At 63.4% G+C, this 17,213-nt stretch carries 13 protein-coding genes; 9 read left to right on the top strand and 4 right to left on the bottom strand.

The annotated features are described in order from the left end of the window. The first annotated feature begins 1 nt into the window (after window position 1). The gene (locus tag AC1DD7_RS01875) at window positions 2-658 is read left to right on the top strand and encodes a 4'-phosphopantetheinyl transferase family protein (protein ID WP_477513566.1); all 657 of its coding nucleotides are present in this window, start codon (window positions 2-4) and stop codon (window positions 656-658) included. Here AC1DD7_RS01875 and AC1DD7_RS01870 read toward each other — a convergent pair. The 4 genes from AC1DD7_RS01870 to AC1DD7_RS01855 form a co-directional block, all read right to left on the bottom strand. Further along, the gene (locus AC1DD7_RS01870) at window positions 655-1,998 is read right to left on the bottom strand and encodes a M1 family metallopeptidase (protein WP_477513565.1); all 1,344 of its coding nucleotides are present in this window, start codon (window positions 1,996-1,998) and stop codon (window positions 655-657) included. The two genes, AC1DD7_RS01875 and AC1DD7_RS01870, sit on opposite strands and share 4 nt — an antisense overlap. Before the next feature lie 13 nt (window positions 1,999-2,011). Then, entirely contained in the window at window positions 2,012-5,935 is a 3,924-nt protein-coding gene (locus AC1DD7_RS01865) for a Pls/PosA family non-ribosomal peptide synthetase (protein WP_477513779.1), read from the bottom strand. Between the two features lie 166 nt (window positions 5,936-6,101). After that, the gene (locus AC1DD7_RS01860) at window positions 6,102-7,067 is read right to left on the bottom strand and encodes a quinone oxidoreductase family protein (RefSeq protein ID WP_477513564.1); all 966 of its coding nucleotides are present in this window, start codon (window positions 7,065-7,067) and stop codon (window positions 6,102-6,104) included. An 85-nt stretch (window positions 7,068-7,152) separates the two neighbouring features. Beyond that, on the bottom strand, window positions 7,153-8,241 hold the full coding sequence (locus AC1DD7_RS01855; protein ID WP_477513563.1) for a fatty acid desaturase family protein: 1,089 nt from the start codon (window positions 8,239-8,241) through the stop codon (window positions 7,153-7,155). Window positions 8,242-8,419: 178 nt separating this feature from the next. On the opposite strand from AC1DD7_RS01855, the gene argC reads away from it, so the two are divergent. From argC to argH, 8 genes are all read left to right on the top strand, one after another. Then, on the top strand, window positions 8,420-9,451 hold the full coding sequence (gene argC, locus AC1DD7_RS01850) for an N-acetyl-gamma-glutamyl-phosphate reductase (protein ID WP_477513562.1): 1,032 nt from the start codon (window positions 8,420-8,422) through the stop codon (window positions 9,449-9,451). After that, the gene (argJ, locus tag AC1DD7_RS01845) at window positions 9,448-10,614 is read left to right on the top strand and encodes a bifunctional glutamate N-acetyltransferase/amino-acid acetyltransferase ArgJ (protein WP_477513561.1); all 1,167 of its coding nucleotides are present in this window, start codon (window positions 9,448-9,450) and stop codon (window positions 10,612-10,614) included. The genes argC and argJ overlap by 4 nt, the downstream gene beginning before the upstream one ends. Before the next feature lie 10 nt (window positions 10,615-10,624). Further along, entirely contained in the window at window positions 10,625-11,584 is a 960-nt protein-coding gene (gene argB, locus AC1DD7_RS01840; RefSeq protein ID WP_477513560.1) for an acetylglutamate kinase, read from the top strand. Then, entirely contained in the window at window positions 11,581-12,912 is a 1,332-nt protein-coding gene (locus AC1DD7_RS01835) for an acetylornithine transaminase (protein WP_477513559.1), read from the top strand. Before argB ends, AC1DD7_RS01835 begins: the two co-directional genes overlap by 4 nt. After that, entirely contained in the window at window positions 12,909-13,916 is a 1,008-nt protein-coding gene (gene argF / locus AC1DD7_RS01830) for an ornithine carbamoyltransferase (protein WP_477513558.1), read from the top strand. Before AC1DD7_RS01835 ends, argF begins: the two co-directional genes overlap by 4 nt. Beyond that, on the top strand, window positions 13,916-14,452 hold the full coding sequence (locus AC1DD7_RS01825; protein WP_477513557.1) for an arginine repressor: 537 nt from the start codon (window positions 13,916-13,918) through the stop codon (window positions 14,450-14,452). Before argF ends, AC1DD7_RS01825 begins: the two co-directional genes overlap by 1 nt. Window positions 14,453-14,541: 89 nt before the next feature. Further along, window positions 14,542-15,747, top strand: a complete 1,206-nt coding sequence (locus tag AC1DD7_RS01820) for an argininosuccinate synthase (protein ID WP_091466547.1) — start codon at window positions 14,542-14,544, stop codon at window positions 15,745-15,747. After that, entirely contained in the window at window positions 15,747-17,162 is a 1,416-nt protein-coding gene (gene argH / locus AC1DD7_RS01815) for an argininosuccinate lyase (RefSeq protein WP_477513556.1), read from the top strand. The genes AC1DD7_RS01820 and argH overlap by 1 nt, the downstream gene beginning before the upstream one ends. Window positions 17,163-17,213: the final 51 nt, after the last annotated feature.

The following is a 17,213-nucleotide window of genomic DNA, read 5'->3' as shown; positions in this document are numbered from 1 at the left end:
GATGGTGCAAAGCCCTATGCTTGAGCTGCAGCAGCTCGCCCACATTCCCATTGCCGACTCTGCCGTTCAGGAACTGGGTCGGGCAGCCCTGGAACGGGCACGACGATTCGCCAGCGCCCAGGATCGGGAAGAATTCATTGCTGGTCGGGTTGCCCTGCGACGCTTCGCGGCCTCGCTCCTTGAGGTGAGCCACAACCGGTTGAACCCCGATTATCACTGCCCTCAGTGCGGTCAAGGGCAGGACCACGGCCGTCCCGGTTTCATGCTCGACGGCGCCCCCGCGCCCCTGGCGTTGAGCGCATCCAAAGCGCAGGGCTGGTTGCTGCTGGCCGGCCTCGTGAATCCAGGGCTTGGGATCCGGCTGGGAGTGGACCTTGAAGCGACTGATCAAGCAGCGTTCGTGGGCTTTGACGATGTCGCCCTGTCAGCAGGGGAAAAGCACTTCCTCACGACAGTGCCGGATGATGAGCGGGCCGGGCAGCGCGCGCGGCTGTGGGCGCGCAAGGAGGCCTGGCTGAAGATGACAGGGGAAGGCCTTCGAAGGAACCCAGCGGAGGTGGATGTGCTCGAGCGTCCGGGCTTACGGGACCTGAACAGCAGCAGCGGTGGGGGCATTGATCTGCCGGAAGGTTTCGTCGCCGCCTTGGCCGTGGGCTAGAGAGGCGATGGCAGCGAAGGAAGTGCTGCCTCGTAGAGCCACGGCCCAAGGATGCCCGCGGCATCAAACCCGGGAATGAAAGAGTCGGCGGCGTCGATGAATGCCGCCGTGGAAATGGATCCGTGCCGGTTCCGCTCCGTCCAATGCTGCAGGAGCCCGAAGAACGCCTCGTCCCCGGCTGCCAGTCGGACGGCGTGGACAGCAAGGGCGCCTCGCTTGTACACGCGGTCATCGAACATCAGCTCCGGACCGGGGTCGCCAACCAGCAGGTCCTGCGTCCCGGCGTCGAGCTTTTTCCAAGCAGCCAAGGCACGGGCCGCAACTGGCATGGTTTCGGACTCCTCGGACCACAACCACTCGGCGTAGCAGGCGAATCCCTCGTGGAGCCAGATGTCCTTCCAATTGGTGACGGTCAGGGAGTTGCCAAACCACTGGTGAGACAATTCATGGGCGATCAGTCGTTGGGCCTCCCACGTGCCGCGCATGTGATTGCGGCCGAAAATGGAGACGGTCTGTGCCTCCAGCGGGATTTCCAACTCATCTTCGGTGACAACCGAGGTGTAATCGCTGAACGGGTAGGGGCCGAAGCAGTCCTCAAAGGTCTTCATCATGTCCGGCTGGCGTTGAAGCCCCTGCCGGGCGTCGTCAGCCATGTCCGCTGTGACCGCAGCGAACTGCGGGACCCGATGATGGGTGTCTGCCGGGTTGAGCGGGACCATGACATACCGGCCGATCTGCATCGTGGCGAGATATGTGGCCATGGGTTCGGAATGTTCGTAGACCCAGGTCCCACGGCTCGATTTTCGTGATCGGGACACCAGCTGGCCGTTGCACACCGGCCGGTAATTGTCATCCGTGGTCACTGAAATCCGGAACGAGGATTTGCTGCGGGGATGATCGTTGCAAGGAAACCACGACGCTGCGCCGTTGGGCTGGCCGGCCACCAGGACGCCGTCATTCAGTTCTTCCCAGCCAACCTCGCCCCACAAGCCACGGCGCGGTTGCGGATTGCCCTCATAGCGGATCTCGAGGACGAACGGCTGACCCGCCTTCAAGGGCGACGCAGTGGTGACCACGAGGTGTTCGGCCCGTTGGCTGAACCTTTGGACCTTCCTGCCATCCATCTGGATTTTGGACGCCCGAAGTCCCACCAGGTCCAGGATTATCTGGGAAGCCGGCTCCAGGGCAGTGCAGCGGAGGATCGCTTTTCCGATCAGCTTGTTACTGCCGAGCCTGACATCGAGATCCAATTCATACCGATCCACACGGTAGCTCGTGCTGCCGTGGTCCAGGGTATAGGGGTCAGCAGGGGTCACAAGTTTGGTGATCGGTTCCGTCATGATCTGCCCCAATCTACTTGAGCCGGGCGGCCAGTGCCGCAGGACCCTCCCAAGGGCTCACCGGATTTCCCATCCAGTATGTTCCGGCGGGCACGGTTTCGCCGCGCATGACCAACGACGCCGGCCCAACAGTTCCGCCGTTCCCGATGCTGGCCGCGGGGAGGATGACGCCGTGTGGTCCCATTGTGGCACCATTTCCCAACGTGACCGTATCCAGGCTCATGACCCTGTCGTGGAAAAGATGTGTTTGGACAACGCAGCCCCGGTTGACGGTTGAATTCTCTCCAAGTGTCACGAGGTCAGCCTCGGGCAGCCAGTAGCTTTCACACCACGTTCCCCGTCCGATTTTCGCTCCGAGGCCACGAAGCCACCACACCAGGGCCGGGGTGCCCGCGGCCGAACGGGCGAACCAGGGTGCACCCACCATCTCGATGAACGTGTCCACTACCTCGTTCCGCCAAATGAACGAACTCCAGAGTGGGTGCTCGCCGGCACGGATGGCACCCACCAGGACCCACTTGGCAATGATGGAACTGAACGCGGCCACGGCGCCTGCTGCCAAAACCACAACACCGCCCAGCAGGGCCGCCACCCAGTAACCCCAACCACGGGCGATCCAATCCAAAGCCAGCATCACGCCGGCTGCAATCGCCACCGTGAGGATGACAGGAACAAGCCGGCAGGCCTCCCACAGTGCTCTGGCTACTCTGAGTTTCAGGGGTGGCTGGAACGTGCGCGTCTGGTCGGCGTTGACGGCGGTGCGGCGCAGCCTCACAGGTGGGCTGCCTAGCCACGACGTCCCTGACTTTGCTTTTGCGGGCGTTGCTGACAGCACCGCCACCAGCGAATTCTTGGGTACATTCCGTCCAGCTGCCGTCATCCCCGAGTTGCCCAGGAATGAGCGCTTTCCGATCTTGGCAGGGGCGATCCTCATCCAACCGCCGCCGAGTTCATAGGACGCCACCATGGTGTCGTCCGCTAGGAAAGCCCCATCGCCGATGGTGGTCATCCTAGGCACCAACAGCACTGTTGATGCCTCTACGTTCTTGCCCACTTTTGCCCCCAACAGGCGTAGCCACAGTGGAGTGAACAGGCTCGCATAAATCGGGAAGAGCAGGTCCCTTGCCATGTCCAGCAACCGCTCGGTGGCCCAGACCTGCCAGCCAATGCGGCTTCGGACCCGGTAGTAGCCTTCCTTCAACCCCAGGCCAAGGAGCCGCGCCACGGCCAGGATGAGGATGAGGTTGCCGAAGAACCAGACGAGGGCTGCAAGAGGCAGTGCCAGGGCAACCCGAGGAACTGCAGTCTCCAGGGAGTCGTGGCCCCGGATGAAAGCAAGGACCACCATCGCGCCCGCGAAAGCCGAGACGTAGGGGATCAATGCCAGCAATGCAGACGCAGCTGCGAAGGCGGAGAACCAGAGCCGGTCCATCAGGGAACGCCGGCTGCCGGGCTCGGGCCACTCGTGTTTCGCTTTTCCGCGGCGTTTGGCCGGGGAGCCGGCTACGAGGTGCCCGGCCTTGACCTTGCCCAGCACGGCAGACCCGGCTTCAACGTGTGCGCCTGCGCCGATGGTGGCACCAGGCATGAGCGTACTTCGGGAGCCCACCACTGCTCCTGCTCCAACGTGGATTTGGCCGATGTGGACAGAATCACCGTCCACCCACCAGCCGGAGAGGTCCACTTCCGGCTCAATGTTGGCCCCTGTTCCCAAGGACAGCAGGCCGGTGACCGGCGGCAATGAATGCAGATGGACGTCTCTTCCGATCTTTGCCCCGAGGGCCCGTGCGTAGTAGGGCACGAAGGGTGCGCTGGCCAGACCAATGGCACCGGAGAGGTCCTGTATTTGCTCTGCCAGCCAAAGCCGCAGGTGCGTCTTGCCGGACCGCGGATATGTTCCTGGCTCAACCTTGCCCAACAGGATGCGGGCAGCTAACACCGAGATAACCATGCGTCCCAGTGGACTCACAAAAACCAGCCACGAAGCCCCGATCCACCACCAGGAAACAACGGGGGCTGCGGTGAATCCCGCGAAATCGGACAACAGCCTGTTGGCAGCCATGAGGTAGGTCAACCATCGCATGCCTACGAGGATGTGCAGGGGTACGCCCATGAGCACCTGGAAGATCTGCGACTTAACAGCTGTGGGCCGTACGGTGCGCTCCGCGGCGGGACCCGGCATGCCGCCGTCGGGAAGAGACTGCCGCGCAGTATCTATCAATGCGCCAACCCGGGGTGTCGCGTAGATGTCAGCGACCGTGATGATCGGGTAGCGAACGCGCAACGCGGAAACAAGCTGTGCGGCGGCCAATGAGCCGCCACCGTACGCGAAGAAGTCGGCGTCAAGGGAGCTCACAGGACTGCCGAGGACCGACTCCCACTGCTCCACAATCCATCGGGCGTCGTCCGGCAGATTCAGCGGTGCTTTGCCTGCCTCCTTTGCTCCGGCGCCAGCAAGAGGCCATGGAAGCGAATGACGGTCCACTTTACCGCTGGTCTTTGTCGGCAACGAATCAATAACCGTCAGCAGGGGGACCAACGCTGCCGGCAGGCTCTTGCCCAACTGTCTGCGTGCTTCGTCCAGGTCCAGTACGTAGCCCTCGGTGGGCGCCAGGTAACCGACAAGGATTTGGTTACCTGCCGCTGTCGTTTGCACCGCGGCGGCCGCACCTCCCACCCCAGGCAGCGACTGCAGTGCGGCATCGACTTCGCCCAGTTCGATCCGTCGGCCACCCAGTTTGACCTGTTCGTCTGCCCTCCCGATGAAGACCAGCCCCTCGGCTTCGAAGCGCACAAGGTCCCCGGACCGGTAGGCGCGTTCCCAGCCCAGGGTCGGCATGGCTGCGTACTTCTCAGCGTCCTTGCCGGGATCCAGGTATCGGGCCAGTCCGACTCCGCCGATGATTAATTCCCCAATTTCTCCTTCGGCCACCGTAACGCCGGCGGAGTCGACGACGGCGAGGTCCCAGCCGTCCAGCGGAAGTCCGATCCGAACCGGGCCGGGTCCGCCCAAGGGAGCCGCGCAGGCGACAACAGTGGCCTCGGTGGGCCCGTAGGTGTTCCAGACTTCACGGCCGTCGATGGCGAGCCGTTCGGCGAGTTCAGGCGGGCAGGCCTCGCCACCAAAGATGAGAAGACGCACATTCTCAAGGGCTTCGGCTGGCCACAAAGCAGCAAGGGTGGGCACCGTGGAAACAACGGTGATGCCATGGTTGATGAGCCATGGGCCCAGATCCATGCCGGTCCGTACAAGGGCGCGTGGAGCCGGTACCAGGCAGGCGCCATGCCGCCAGGCCAGCCACATCTCCTCACAGGAAGCATCGAACGCAACCGATAGGCCAGCCAGGACCCTGTCCTGCGGGCCGATCGGATCGGCCTGCAGGAAGAGACGGGCTTCGGCGTCCACAAAGGCGGCCGAGGAGCGGTGTTTGACGGCCACGCCCTTCGGTGTGCCAGTCGAACCGGAGGTGAAGATGATCCACGAGTCATCATCCAGCCCAGGTTTCTGCGCCTCCGGGACAGCCTCCCGTGCCTCGCCTGCCAGCTCAACGGCCAGGCCGGCACCAATGACAGCGGCCACCCTTGCTTCGCCAAAAACCAGCCGGGCGCGCTCCTCGGGGTCGTCCGCATCCACGGGGACGTAGGCTGCCCCGGCCATGAGGATTCCCAGGATGGCGACGTAGAGATCACTGGTGCCTGATGGGATGCGGACGCCGATCTTGTCCCCTCGGCCAAGACCGGCGGCGTTCAGGGCGCGCGCGAACGTGCGGACTGCTGCGAGCAGCTCGGTGTAGCTCAGTGATTTCCGGCCATCGTCCAGTGCCGAGGACTCCGGAAAAGCGGCTGCGGTCGCTTCGAGGATATCCACCAGAGTCCGCTGGGCCGGTGCTGCAGACGCCCCCGGAAACTGGGGGCGGTAGCTGGCCAAGTCATGCATGTTCCCGGCCACGGCAGATCGTTCTGTGCTCACGTAGTCAGCTTTGCCCAGAAAGGTGAACAAAAGGTGTCGGACGCTTCCTGCCTGTCACCGTTTGTTGCACCGATGTTCGCTTTGCCGTCACAGCCGGCCGGCCCACTAGAGGTTCTTCCGTTAATCGGGGCGATCAGGGAAGCAGGAGGACCTTCCCCGTGGTGAGGCGCCCTTCAAGGTCTCGGTGCGCCTGCGCCGCTTCGGCCAAGGGGTAGGTAGCGCCGACGCGAACCGCCAGCGTACCGTTCGCTGCGGCCTCGAAGATCTCAGCTGAACGCCAACGCCGTTCGTGGGTGTTCTGGACGAAATGGCCCATCGTGGGGCGGGTCAATGACAGGGAGCCGCCGGAGTTCAGGCGTTGGGGATCGAACGGGGGGACGGGCCCTGAAGCGGCGCCGAAGAGCACCATGGCACCCCTGATGCGCAGGCTTCGCAGGGAGTCGTCAAACGTATCCTTGCCCACGCCGTCGTACACCACGTTGACGCCCTCGCCGTCGGTGAGTTCGCGGACCTTGTCCGCGAAGCCTTCATAGCGCAGGACTTCGTCGGCGCCGGCGAGCTTGGAGAGGTCGGCTTTTTCGTCGGAAGAAACCGTGGTGATGACCCTTGCGCCACGTGCCTTCAACAGTTGGGTCAGGAGCAGTCCCACACCACCGGCTCCCGCGTGCAGCAGCACCGTGTGCCCGGGTTCCACACGGAAGGAGGAGTTCATCAGGTAGTGGGCGGTGATTCCCTGCAGCGGCAGGGCAGCGGCAGTGTGATCGTCGACGCCGGCCGGCACGGGGAGTGCCTTTGAAGCGTCCACAAGTGCGTAGTCAGCGTAGGTCCTGGAGCCTTCGGCGGTGGCAATCCTGTCACCTACCGAGAAGTCCTCGACGCCCTCACCGATTGCTTCGATCGTTCCGGCGGCTTCCGCGCCGGGGGTGAAGGGGTAGGCAACCTTGTAGGTGCCGCGGCGCTGGTAGGTTTCGATGAAATTGACCCCGGCAGCTGCGACTTTGATCAGCAGCTGCCCGGGACCTGGTACGGGTGGCTCCACGGAGGCGTATTCGAGGACTTCAGGTCCTCCGGGCTCCTTGGCAACAATGGCGTGCGTCATGGTGGCTCCTTACTCCGGGACGGTCCTTCCGGTGCCCGGTTCCAGAACCCATCCTATGAAGGATGCCGCCTTTGGTTGTGGAGGCCTAGAAGCGTCCGTGCGTCGAAGCCACGGGGCAGTCGAAGCCACGTCCAGCTGCCAGGCCTACCTCGTTGAGGTAGTTGACTACTATCCCATAGGACTGAATCAGCGTGGTTTCCGTGTATGGGATGGAGTGCTTCGTGCAGAACTCGCGGACGATCCCTGCGGCCTTGTGAAGCTGGGGCCGGGCCATGTCAGGGAACAAGTGGTGTTCCACCTGACGGTTCAGCCCGCCCAACAGGAAGTCCATGAACCGTCCGCCTGAGATGTTGCGGGAGGTAAGGATCTGGCGGTTGAGGAAGTCGACGCGGCTGTCCTTGGGAAGGACCGGCATGCCCTTGTGGTTGGGGGCAAACGAAGCACCCATATAGAAGCCGTAGACCATGATTTGGACACCGAGGAACGCAAACGCCATACCGATGGGCAGGAAGGTGAAGGCGAGGACCGGAAGTGCGGTAAGACGGGCAACCAGGATAGGCGTCTCCACCCAGCGGTGGCGTACCTTCTGCTTGCCGAAGACAAAGCGAAGAGAGTCGAACTGCAGGCTCAGGCCAAGGAGTGTGAGGAGCGGGAAAAAGAACCAGCCCTGTTTCTTGGTCAGGAAGGCAAGGCGTCCCTTGCGTTCGGCGGCTGCATCTTCATAGAAGACCAGCGCGTTGTTCCGGATGTCAGGGTCCTTGGAAATGACATTGGGATGGTTGTGGTGGGCACCGTGCTTTTGCTCCCACCAGGAGTAGCTGATGCCGGCGATTCCTGTTGCCAGGAGGCGGGCTGACCAATCGTTGGCACGACGCGAAGCGAAGATCTGCTTGTGTCCGGCCTCGTGGGCCAGGAAGCTCAACTGTGTACAGAAGATACCCACGGCGGCAGCGATCAGGAGCTGGAACCAGGAATCACCCAAGAGGGCGAAGCCTGTCCAGGTGGCGGCCATGAGGATCATGAGGGCTACGAAGAGCCAGATGTAGAACCCGCTGCGCCGTTCGAGGAGACCGGCAGCTTTCACGCTCTTAAGGAGCTCCGAATAGCTTTGAACAACGGGGTTTGGCTGAATTGCGCGTGTCTTGGGGCGCTCAGCGGTGGACGTGGGTGCCATATATGTGCCCCGTATCGCTAACGGGCAACGCTGCAGCCGACGTTCGGACTGCACGGTCTGGATCACCCTCCACTAAGCATACGCCGTCGGCACTAACCTATGTGACGCCGTGCACTTGCCAGAAGACGGCATGCATAAATATCGGCAACCATGAATAGTTTTGCTGTACAGTGGAGCTATGACTATTTCTGTTGCCGTCTCCGGTGCCAGCGGCTACGCCGGGGGAGAAGTGCTGCGCCTGCTGGCAGGCCATCCGAACGTCACTATCGGTGCGATCACTGCGCACAGCAACGCCGGTTCCAGACTAGGGGAGTTGCAGCCGCATCTCCACGGTTTGGCCAGCCGGATTCTCGAAGACACTACTGTGGAGAACCTGTCCGGGCATGATGTCGTCTTCCTGGCCCTCCCGCACGGCGCTTCTGGGGAGATCGCTGCCCAATTGCCGGAAGGCACAGTAGTCATCGACGCCGGGGCGGACCACCGCCTGCAGGATGCGGCTGCATGGGAAAAGTTTTACGGCTCGGCCCATGCCGGCACCTGGCCGTATGGGCTCCCTGAACTGCCGGGACAGCGCGACGCCCTCAAGGGTGCCAAGCGCATCGCCGTTCCTGGGTGCTACCCGACGTCGGCCCTGCTCGCCTTGACGCCCGGGTTCGCCAACAATCTCCTCCTGACGGACGACGTCGTCATTGTCGCGGCCTCCGGTACTTCCGGTGCCGGCAAGGCCGCAAAGGTCAACCTGATTGGCTCCGAAGTCATGGGTTCCATGAGTCCTTACGGTGTTGGCGGCGGCCACCGGCACACTCCGGAAATCGAGCAGGGACTGTCCAATGCCGCCGGCGAGCCAGTGACAGTGTCCTTCACTCCCACCCTGGCGCCGATGAGCCGTGGCATCCTCACCACGGCCACGGCAAAAGTTGGCCACGGCGTTACCTACGCGGAGCTGCGCCAAGCCTGGGCGGACTCCTACGACGACGAACCGTTCGTCCACCTCCTGCCTGAAGGCCAATGGCCCACTACCAAGTCGGTGCAGGGTTCCAACCACGCCGTCATGCAGGTGGCTTTTGATCAGCACGCTGGCCGTGTGATCGTGACGTGCGCCATCGACAACCTCACCAAGGGAACTGCCGGCGGAGCCGTGCAGTCCATGAATATTGCCCTCGGCCTGGACGAAACCGCCGGCCTGAACCTGCAGGGAGTTGCACCGTGACCATTACCGCACCCAAGGGATTCCGGGCTTCCGGCATCAAAGCCGGCATCAAAGCATCCGGCAACCCGGACCTTGCCCTTGTCGTCAACGACGGTCCGCAAAAGTCGGCTGCTGCAGTCTTCACCTCAAACCGCGTAGCCGCTGCTCCTGTTCAGTGGTCACGACAGGTGGTCAGCGATGGACGCGTGGACGCCGTGATCCTGAACTCAGGGGGAGCCAACGCCTGCACCGGTCCGCAGGGATTCCAGAACACGCACGCCACTGCCGAGAAAGTGGCGGAAGTGTTGGGAGTCTCAGCTTCCGACGTCGTTGTTTGCTCCACTGGCCTGATCGGCGAGCAATTGCCCATGGACAAGATCCTTCCGGGCGTTGAAGCCGCATTCGGCGAGCTGTCCGCAGACGGCGGTTCGGCTGCTGCAACAGCCATCATGACTACGGACAGCGTGTCCAAGGAAGCCGTGTTCTCAGGGACTGATGCTGAGGGCAATCAATTCACCGTTGGCGGCACCGCCAAGGGTGCCGGCATGCTGGCCCCCGGCCTGGCAACGATGCTGGTTGTCCTCACCACCGACGCCGAGGTACCGGCGGACGAGCTCGACGTCGTCCTCCGCGACGCCACGCGTGTCACCTTTGACCGCGCCGACTCCGACGGCTGTATGTCCACCAACGACACCGTGGTGCTGCTGGCATCAGGTGCCTCGGAAGCTTTGCCTTCAGCGGAGCAGCTGAGCGAGGCCATCACGAAGGTCTGCGCCGAGTTGGCCCGTAAGCTCATCGGCGACGCCGAAGGTGCAAGCCACGACATCGCCATACGTACCTTCAATGCAGCAAGCGAACGCGACGCCGAGATCGTGAGCCGCGCCGTTGCACGCTCCAACCTCTTCAAAGCTGCCATCTTCGGCAAGGACCCCAACTGGGGACGGGTGCTCTCCGCCGTGGGAACCACGGATGCTGTGTTCGAGCCGGACCAGCTCAACGTGTCCATGAACGGTGTGCAGATCTGCCGCAACGGCAGCATCGGCGAGGACCGTAACCTTGTTGACCTGGAACCGCGTGAAGTCCTCGTCGAGATCGACCTTCAGGCCGGCGACGCCGAGGCAACCATCTGGACCAATGACCTCACGCACGACTACGTGCATGAGAACAGCGCATACTCGAGCTGAGCGGATGACTATGACTGCGCACACCCGGGAAACCACCTCTACCAGCCACGTCTCGGCGGAAGCAGCCCAGGACAAAGCGGGCACGCTGATCGAGGCACTGCCGTGGATCCAGCGTTTCGCCGGCACCACCATGGTGATCAAGTACGGCGGCAACGCCATGGTCAACGATGACCTTCGCCGGGCCTTCGCCGAGGACATCGTGTTCCTCCACCACGTGGGCATCCACCCTGTGGTGGTCCACGGCGGCGGCCCCCAGATCAACTCCATGCTGGGCAGGCTTGGCATCGAGTCCGAGTTCAAGGGTGGACTGCGCGTCACCACTCCGGAAGCCATGGACGTGGTGCGCATGGTCCTCACCGGTCAGGTGGGACGCGAACTGGTGGGCTTGATCAATTCCCATGGTCCGTACGCTGTTGGAATGTCCGGCGAGGATGGCGGCCTGTTGCGCGCAGTCCGAACCGGCACCGTGGTGGACGGCGAGGAAGTTGACCTCGGCCTGGTGGGCGAAGTCGTTGGCGTGGACCCCGCCGGTATCAAGGACATCCTCGACGCCGGTCGCATCCCGGTGATCTCGACGGTCGCCCCGGAAATCCTCGACGACGGTAACGGTTCCGGTCCCACTACCGGCCAGGTCCTGAACGTCAACGCAGACACGGCGGCCGCAGCTGTTGCTTCGGCGTTGGGCGCCACGAAGCTCGTCATCCTGACCGACGTCGAGGGCCTCTACGCGAACTGGCCGGACAAATCATCGCTGATCTCATCGCTGACCGCATCGGAACTCCGCGAGATGCTGCCCAGGCTCGAGTCCGGAATGATCCCGAAGATGGCAGCCTGCCTCAAAGCCATCGACGAAGGTGTGGAACAAGCACACATCGTTGACGGCCGTCTGGCGCACTCGATGCTGCTGGAAACCTTTACCACTGCGGGTATCGGCACGCAGGTAGTACCCGACGAGGAAGTGACCGCATGAGCGAAACTGTTGGCCTCAGCCCGACCGGCGATGGGACCCCCGCCCGCTTCGCGGTGCCCGACCACACCCGGGGCCCCATCGCCGGATCGGATGCCAAAGCTTCTGTCATAACTGGGGTTAGTAATGGAGCCGACTGGCTTGCCCGTTACTCGTCGTCCCTCATGGGTGTCTTCGGCACACCTCAGCGGGTCCTGGTCCGCGGTGCAGGCTGCCTCGTGTGGGACGCCGACGGCAAGGAATACCTGGACCTCCTGGGCGGTATTGCCGTGAACGCCCTGGGCCACGCCCACCCGTTCGTCACCTCGGTCATTTCCAGCCAGCTCGCCACGCTTGGACATGTGTCCAACTTCTTTACGAGCCCCACGCAGATTGCCCTGGCTGAAAAGCTCCTGGCCATCACTAACGCTCCCGCCGGTTCCAAGGTTTTCTTTGCCAACTCCGGCACGGAAGCCAACGAGGCAGCGTTCAAGCTGGCCCGCCGGAACAGCGACGCCAAACGCACCAGGATCATCGCCCTTGAAGGCGCCTTCCATGGCCGCACCATGGGTGCCCTCGCACTCACGGCCAAAGAGGCTTACCGGGCACCGTTCGAGCCCCTGCCCGGCGGTGTGGTCCACATCCCGTTCGGTGACATCGAAGCCCTGCGCTCCGCCGTCGACGAATCCACAGCAGCCGTCTTCCTGGAACCAATCCAAGGCGAAGCGGGTGTCCGGCCGCTGAGCGCCGAATACCTGCAGGCAGCCCGCGAAGCCACGACGGCAGCAGGTGCCTTGTTGATTTTGGACGAGGTCCAGACCGGCATCGGCCGGACGGGCAAATGGCTGGCCAGCGAAGATGCCGGCATCGTGCCCGACGCCATCACGCTTGCCAAGGGCCTTGGTGGCGGGTTCCCGGTCGGCGCGCTGATTACTTTCGGAAGCACGACGTCGGCCCTGCTCACCGCCGGACAGCACGGAACCACTTTCGGTGGAAACCCTGTGGCCACGGCGGCCGCTCTTGCCACGCTGCACGCGATCGAGAGCCAGGGTGTCCTCCAGAATGTCCTGAGTGTTGGGGCACACCTACGCGAGGGCCTTGCCCGAGTGGACGCCGTGACCGAGGTCCGCGGTGAAGGCCTGTTGATCGGGTTCGACGTGGACGCACCCGTGGCGCAGGCAATGGTGATCGCAGCACTGGACGCTGGATTCATCATCAACAGCCCGGGGCCCAAGACCATCCGGCTGGCACCTCCGCTGATCCTCACGATCGAACAGGCGGACCGATTCCTGGCGGCGCTGCCTGAGCTGATTGCCACGGCTACCGCCCAAACTGCTAAGGACGCACAGTGACTACATCTACCACCACCCGTCACTTCCTGAAGGACACGGACCTGAGCCCGGCTGAGCAAGCCGAGGTTCTTGAGCTCGCTGCCCGGATGAAAGCGGCGCCGTACAGCGTCCAGCCATACGCGGCCGATGGCAATGGCCGCAAGACCGTGGCTGTCATCTTCGACAAGACCTCCACCCGTACCCGTGTTTCCTTCGCCACCGGCATTGCGGACATGGGCGGCAACGCCCTCATCATCAATCCCGGTGAAGCGCAGATCGGCCACAAGGAATCCGTGGAGGACACCGCCAAGGTCCTGGAGCGCATGGTCTCCACCATCGTGTGGCGTACAGGGGCCCACTCCGGCCTGGTGGCCATGGCGGAAAACTCCAAGGTCCCCGTCATCAACGCCCTGTGCGACGATTACCACCCCTGCCAGCTCCTCGCGGACCTTCTGGCGGTCAAGGAGCACAAAGGTGAACTGAAAGGCCTGAGCATGGCCTACCTCGGTGATGCGGCCAACAACATGGCCAATTCCTACCTTCTGGCTGGGGTCACCGCTGGCATGCACGTTCGCATTTCAGGACCCGAAGGCTACCTGCCCGCAGCCGAAATCGTTGCTGCAGCAGAAGAGCGTGCTGCCGAGACCGGTGGCTCTGTGCTCATCACGAGCGATGCCGCAGAGGCCCTCAAGGGCGCCGACGTCGTGGCCACGGATACATGGGTGTCAATGGGACAGGAAGCGGAGAAGGAAGCCCGGATGCAGTTGTTCCGCGACTACTCCGTCGATGAGGCAGCCATGGCACAGGCCGCACCCGACGCCGTCGTTCTTCACTGCCTTCCCGCTTACCGTGGTTATGAAATTTCCGCCGGCGTCATCGACGGCCCGCAGTCCATCGTCTGGGACGAGGCGGAGAACCGCCTCCACGCCCAGAAGGCACTCATGGCATGGCTGATGCACCGTTCCGGACTCGCGTTCGTGGACGGGCTGTCTCCCATTGAAGGCACTGGGGAGAGCACGTTCTAGTGTCCACGAACCCGTCGGCTCCGGGCGCCAGCCCGGCCACCAAGACTGCCCGTCAGGCGCGTATCACCGCGATTCTGACGGGTGAGTCCGTGCGTTCCCAGGCAGAGCTTGCAGCCCTGCTGGCGGACGACGGCGTTCAGGTCACCCAAGCCACGCTGTCCCGCGACCTTGTGGAACTTGGCGCGGTGAGGGTTCGGGGCAAGGAAGGCGCCCTGGTCTATGCCGTTCCGGGGGAGGGCGGGGACCGCAATGCCAAGAGCGGCGTCACGCAGGAGATCCTGGACGCACGGCTTTCCCGGCTATGCGGTGAGCTGCTGGTTACTGCCGAGGCCTCGGGCAACATTGTGGTCCTGCGAACACCTCCGGGGGCCGCGAACTTCCTGGCACTGGCCATCGATCACTCCGTAATGCCGTCGGTATTGGGTACGATCGCAGGCGACGACACTCTGCTGTTGGTTGCCAGGGATCCCGACGGCGGGGCGGAACTCGCGGCTCGCTTCCTCCAGCTGGCCGAGGAAGCCGGACCCGGAAACTAACCGCCGTGCACGCGGCCCATGACTTTCACAGCATTGATTCACACAGCATTGATTTCAAATGAACCAAGCAACAACAAAGGAGCACTCTCGTGACTGAGCGCATTGTTCTGGCCTACTCCGGTGGCCTTGATACGTCCGTAGCCATTGGCTGGATCGGTGAAGCCACCGGCGCCGAGGTCATCGCTGTGGCCGTCGACGTCGGACAGGGCGGCGAGTCCCTGGAGACCATCCGCCAGCGCGCCCTCGGTTGCGGCGCCGTCGAGGCTTACGTGGCCGACGCCCGCGACGAGTTCGCCAACGAGTACGCCATGCCCACGCTGAAGGCCAACGCCCTCTACCAGGGCCACTACCCGCTGGTCTCGGCTATCTCGCGTCCGGTTATCGTGAAGCACCTCGTGAAGGCTGCCCGCGAATTTGGTGCCACCACCGTCGCTCACGGCTGCACGGGCAAGGGCAATGACCAGGTTCGCTTCGAAGTTGGCATCCAGACCCTCGGCCCGGACCTGAAATGCATTGCACCGGTCCGCGACCTCGCCCTGACCCGCGACAAGGCCATCGCCTTCGCCGAGGAAAAGGGTCTGCCGATCGAGACCACCAAGAAGAATCCGTACTCGATCGACCAGAACGTCTGGGGACGCGCCGTCGAGACCGGCTACCTCGAGGACATCTGGAACGCACCTACCAAGGACATCTACGACTACACCGCCACCCCGGAGTTCCCGCCGGCACCGGATGAGGTCACCATCTCCTTCCAGGCCGGCGTGCCGGTAGCCATCGACGGAGTCAAGGTCACCCCGCTGCAGGCCATCCAGGAACTGAACCGTCGTGCAGGCGCGCAGGGCGTTGGCCGCATCGACGTCGTCGAGGACCGTCTGGTGGGCATCAAGTCCCGCGAAATCTATGAAGCACCGGGTGCCATGGCGCTGATCACCGCGCACAAGCACCTCGAGGACATCACCATTGAGCGCGAGCAGGCCCGCTTCAAGGCCACGGTCGGCCAGCGCTGGGCAGAGCTGGTTTACGACGGACAGTGGTTCTCCCCGCTGAAGCGCTCCCTGGACGCCTTCATCGAGGACACCCAGCAGTACGTTTCCGGTGACATCCGCATGGTCCTCCACGGTGGCCAGGCAATCGTCAACGGTCGTCGCTCCGAGACCTCGCTGTACGACTTCGACCTCGCCACCTACGACACCGGAGACACCTTCGACCAGTCCATGGCACGCGGCTTCATCGAGCTGTGGGGCATGTCCTCCAAGGTTGCCTCGGGCCGCGACCTGCGCGTCGCAGGCGAGTAATGACGTCGGCAACAAACGAAGGTGCACTGTGGGGCGGCCGGTTCGCCGGCGGCCCCGCGGATGCGCTGGCAGCATTGAGCAAGTCCACGCACTTTGACTGGCGGCTGGCCCGCTATGACATCGCCGGCTCCAAGGCGCACGCCCGCGTGCTGGCCAAGGCCGGTCTGCTGGACGACGCCGAACTTGAAGGCATGCTCGCAGCCCTCACCCAGCTGGACGAGGACGTCGCAAGCGGCGCCTACCTGCCGGCCGAGAGTGATGAGGACGTTCACGGTTCGCTGGAACGTGGCCTGATCGAGCGTGCCGGAACACAGTTGGGCGGCAAGCTCCGTGCCGGCCGTTCCCGCAACGATCAAGTGGCCACGCTCGGCCGCATGTTCCTGCGCGATCACGCAAGGATCATTGCCAGTGGGGTCCTTGCCACGATTGATGCCCTGATTGACCAGGCCCAGGCCCACCAAGGTGTGGCCATGCCTGGCCGGACGCACCTGCAGCACGCCCAGCCGGTATTGCTGAGCCATCACCTCCTTGCCCACGCGTGGGCATTGCTGCGCGATGTGCAGCGCCTCCAGGACTGGGACAAGCGTGCTGGCGTTTCGCCATACGGTTCGGGTGCCCTGGCAGGTTCGTCGTTGGGACTGGACCCAGAGGCCGTTGCAGCTGATCTTGGCTTCTTCTCGGCTGTCCATAACTCGATCGATGGCACCGCCTCCCGCGATGTCTTCGCCGAGTTCGCCTGGGTCTGCTCCATGATTGGCGTTGATCTGTCCCGGATCTCCGAGGAAGTCATCTTCTGGGCAACCAAGGAATTCTCCTTCGTGACCCTGCATGACTCGTACTCCACGGGGTCCTCGATCATGCCGCAGAAGAAGAACCCGGACGTTGCCGAGCTCGCGCGCGGCAAGGCAGGACGCCTCATTGGCAACCTGACCGGGCTGCTGGCAACGCTCAAGGGCCTGCCGCTCGCATACAACCGCGATCTGCAGGAGGACAAGGAACCGGTCTTCGACGCCGCCGACACCCTGGAGCTGTTGCTTCCGGCCGTGTCTGGCATGATCGCGACCCTCAAGTTCAACACCGAGCGCATGGAGTCCCTGGCTCCCCAGGGCTTTGCGCTGGCCACGGACATTGCAGAATGGCTCGTCCGCCAGGGCGTTCCCTTCCGTGAAGCACACGAGCTTTCCGGTGCTGCGGTCAAGCAGGCCGAAGGCCGTGGCGTGGAGCTGTGGGACCTGACGGATGAGGAATACGCAGCAATCTCGGAGCACCTCACTCCAGAGGTCCGCAGCGTGCTCAGCACTGAAGGTTCGCTCAACAGCCGCAACTCGCAGGGCGGAACTGCACCGGCCGCCGTCGAACGCCAATTGGTGGCGCTCAAGGCAGAACTGGACGCAGCGCGCAGTTACGCCAGCTGAACCGTTTCGCCAATGAACCAGGACGGGACGACACCCCGCAGGCAGGCTTCC

The organism is Paenarthrobacter sp. 10L412, from assembly GCF_056395565.1.
Note: the sequence above shows the minus strand (reverse complement) of the source record. Positions and strands in the feature narration are given on the sequence as shown.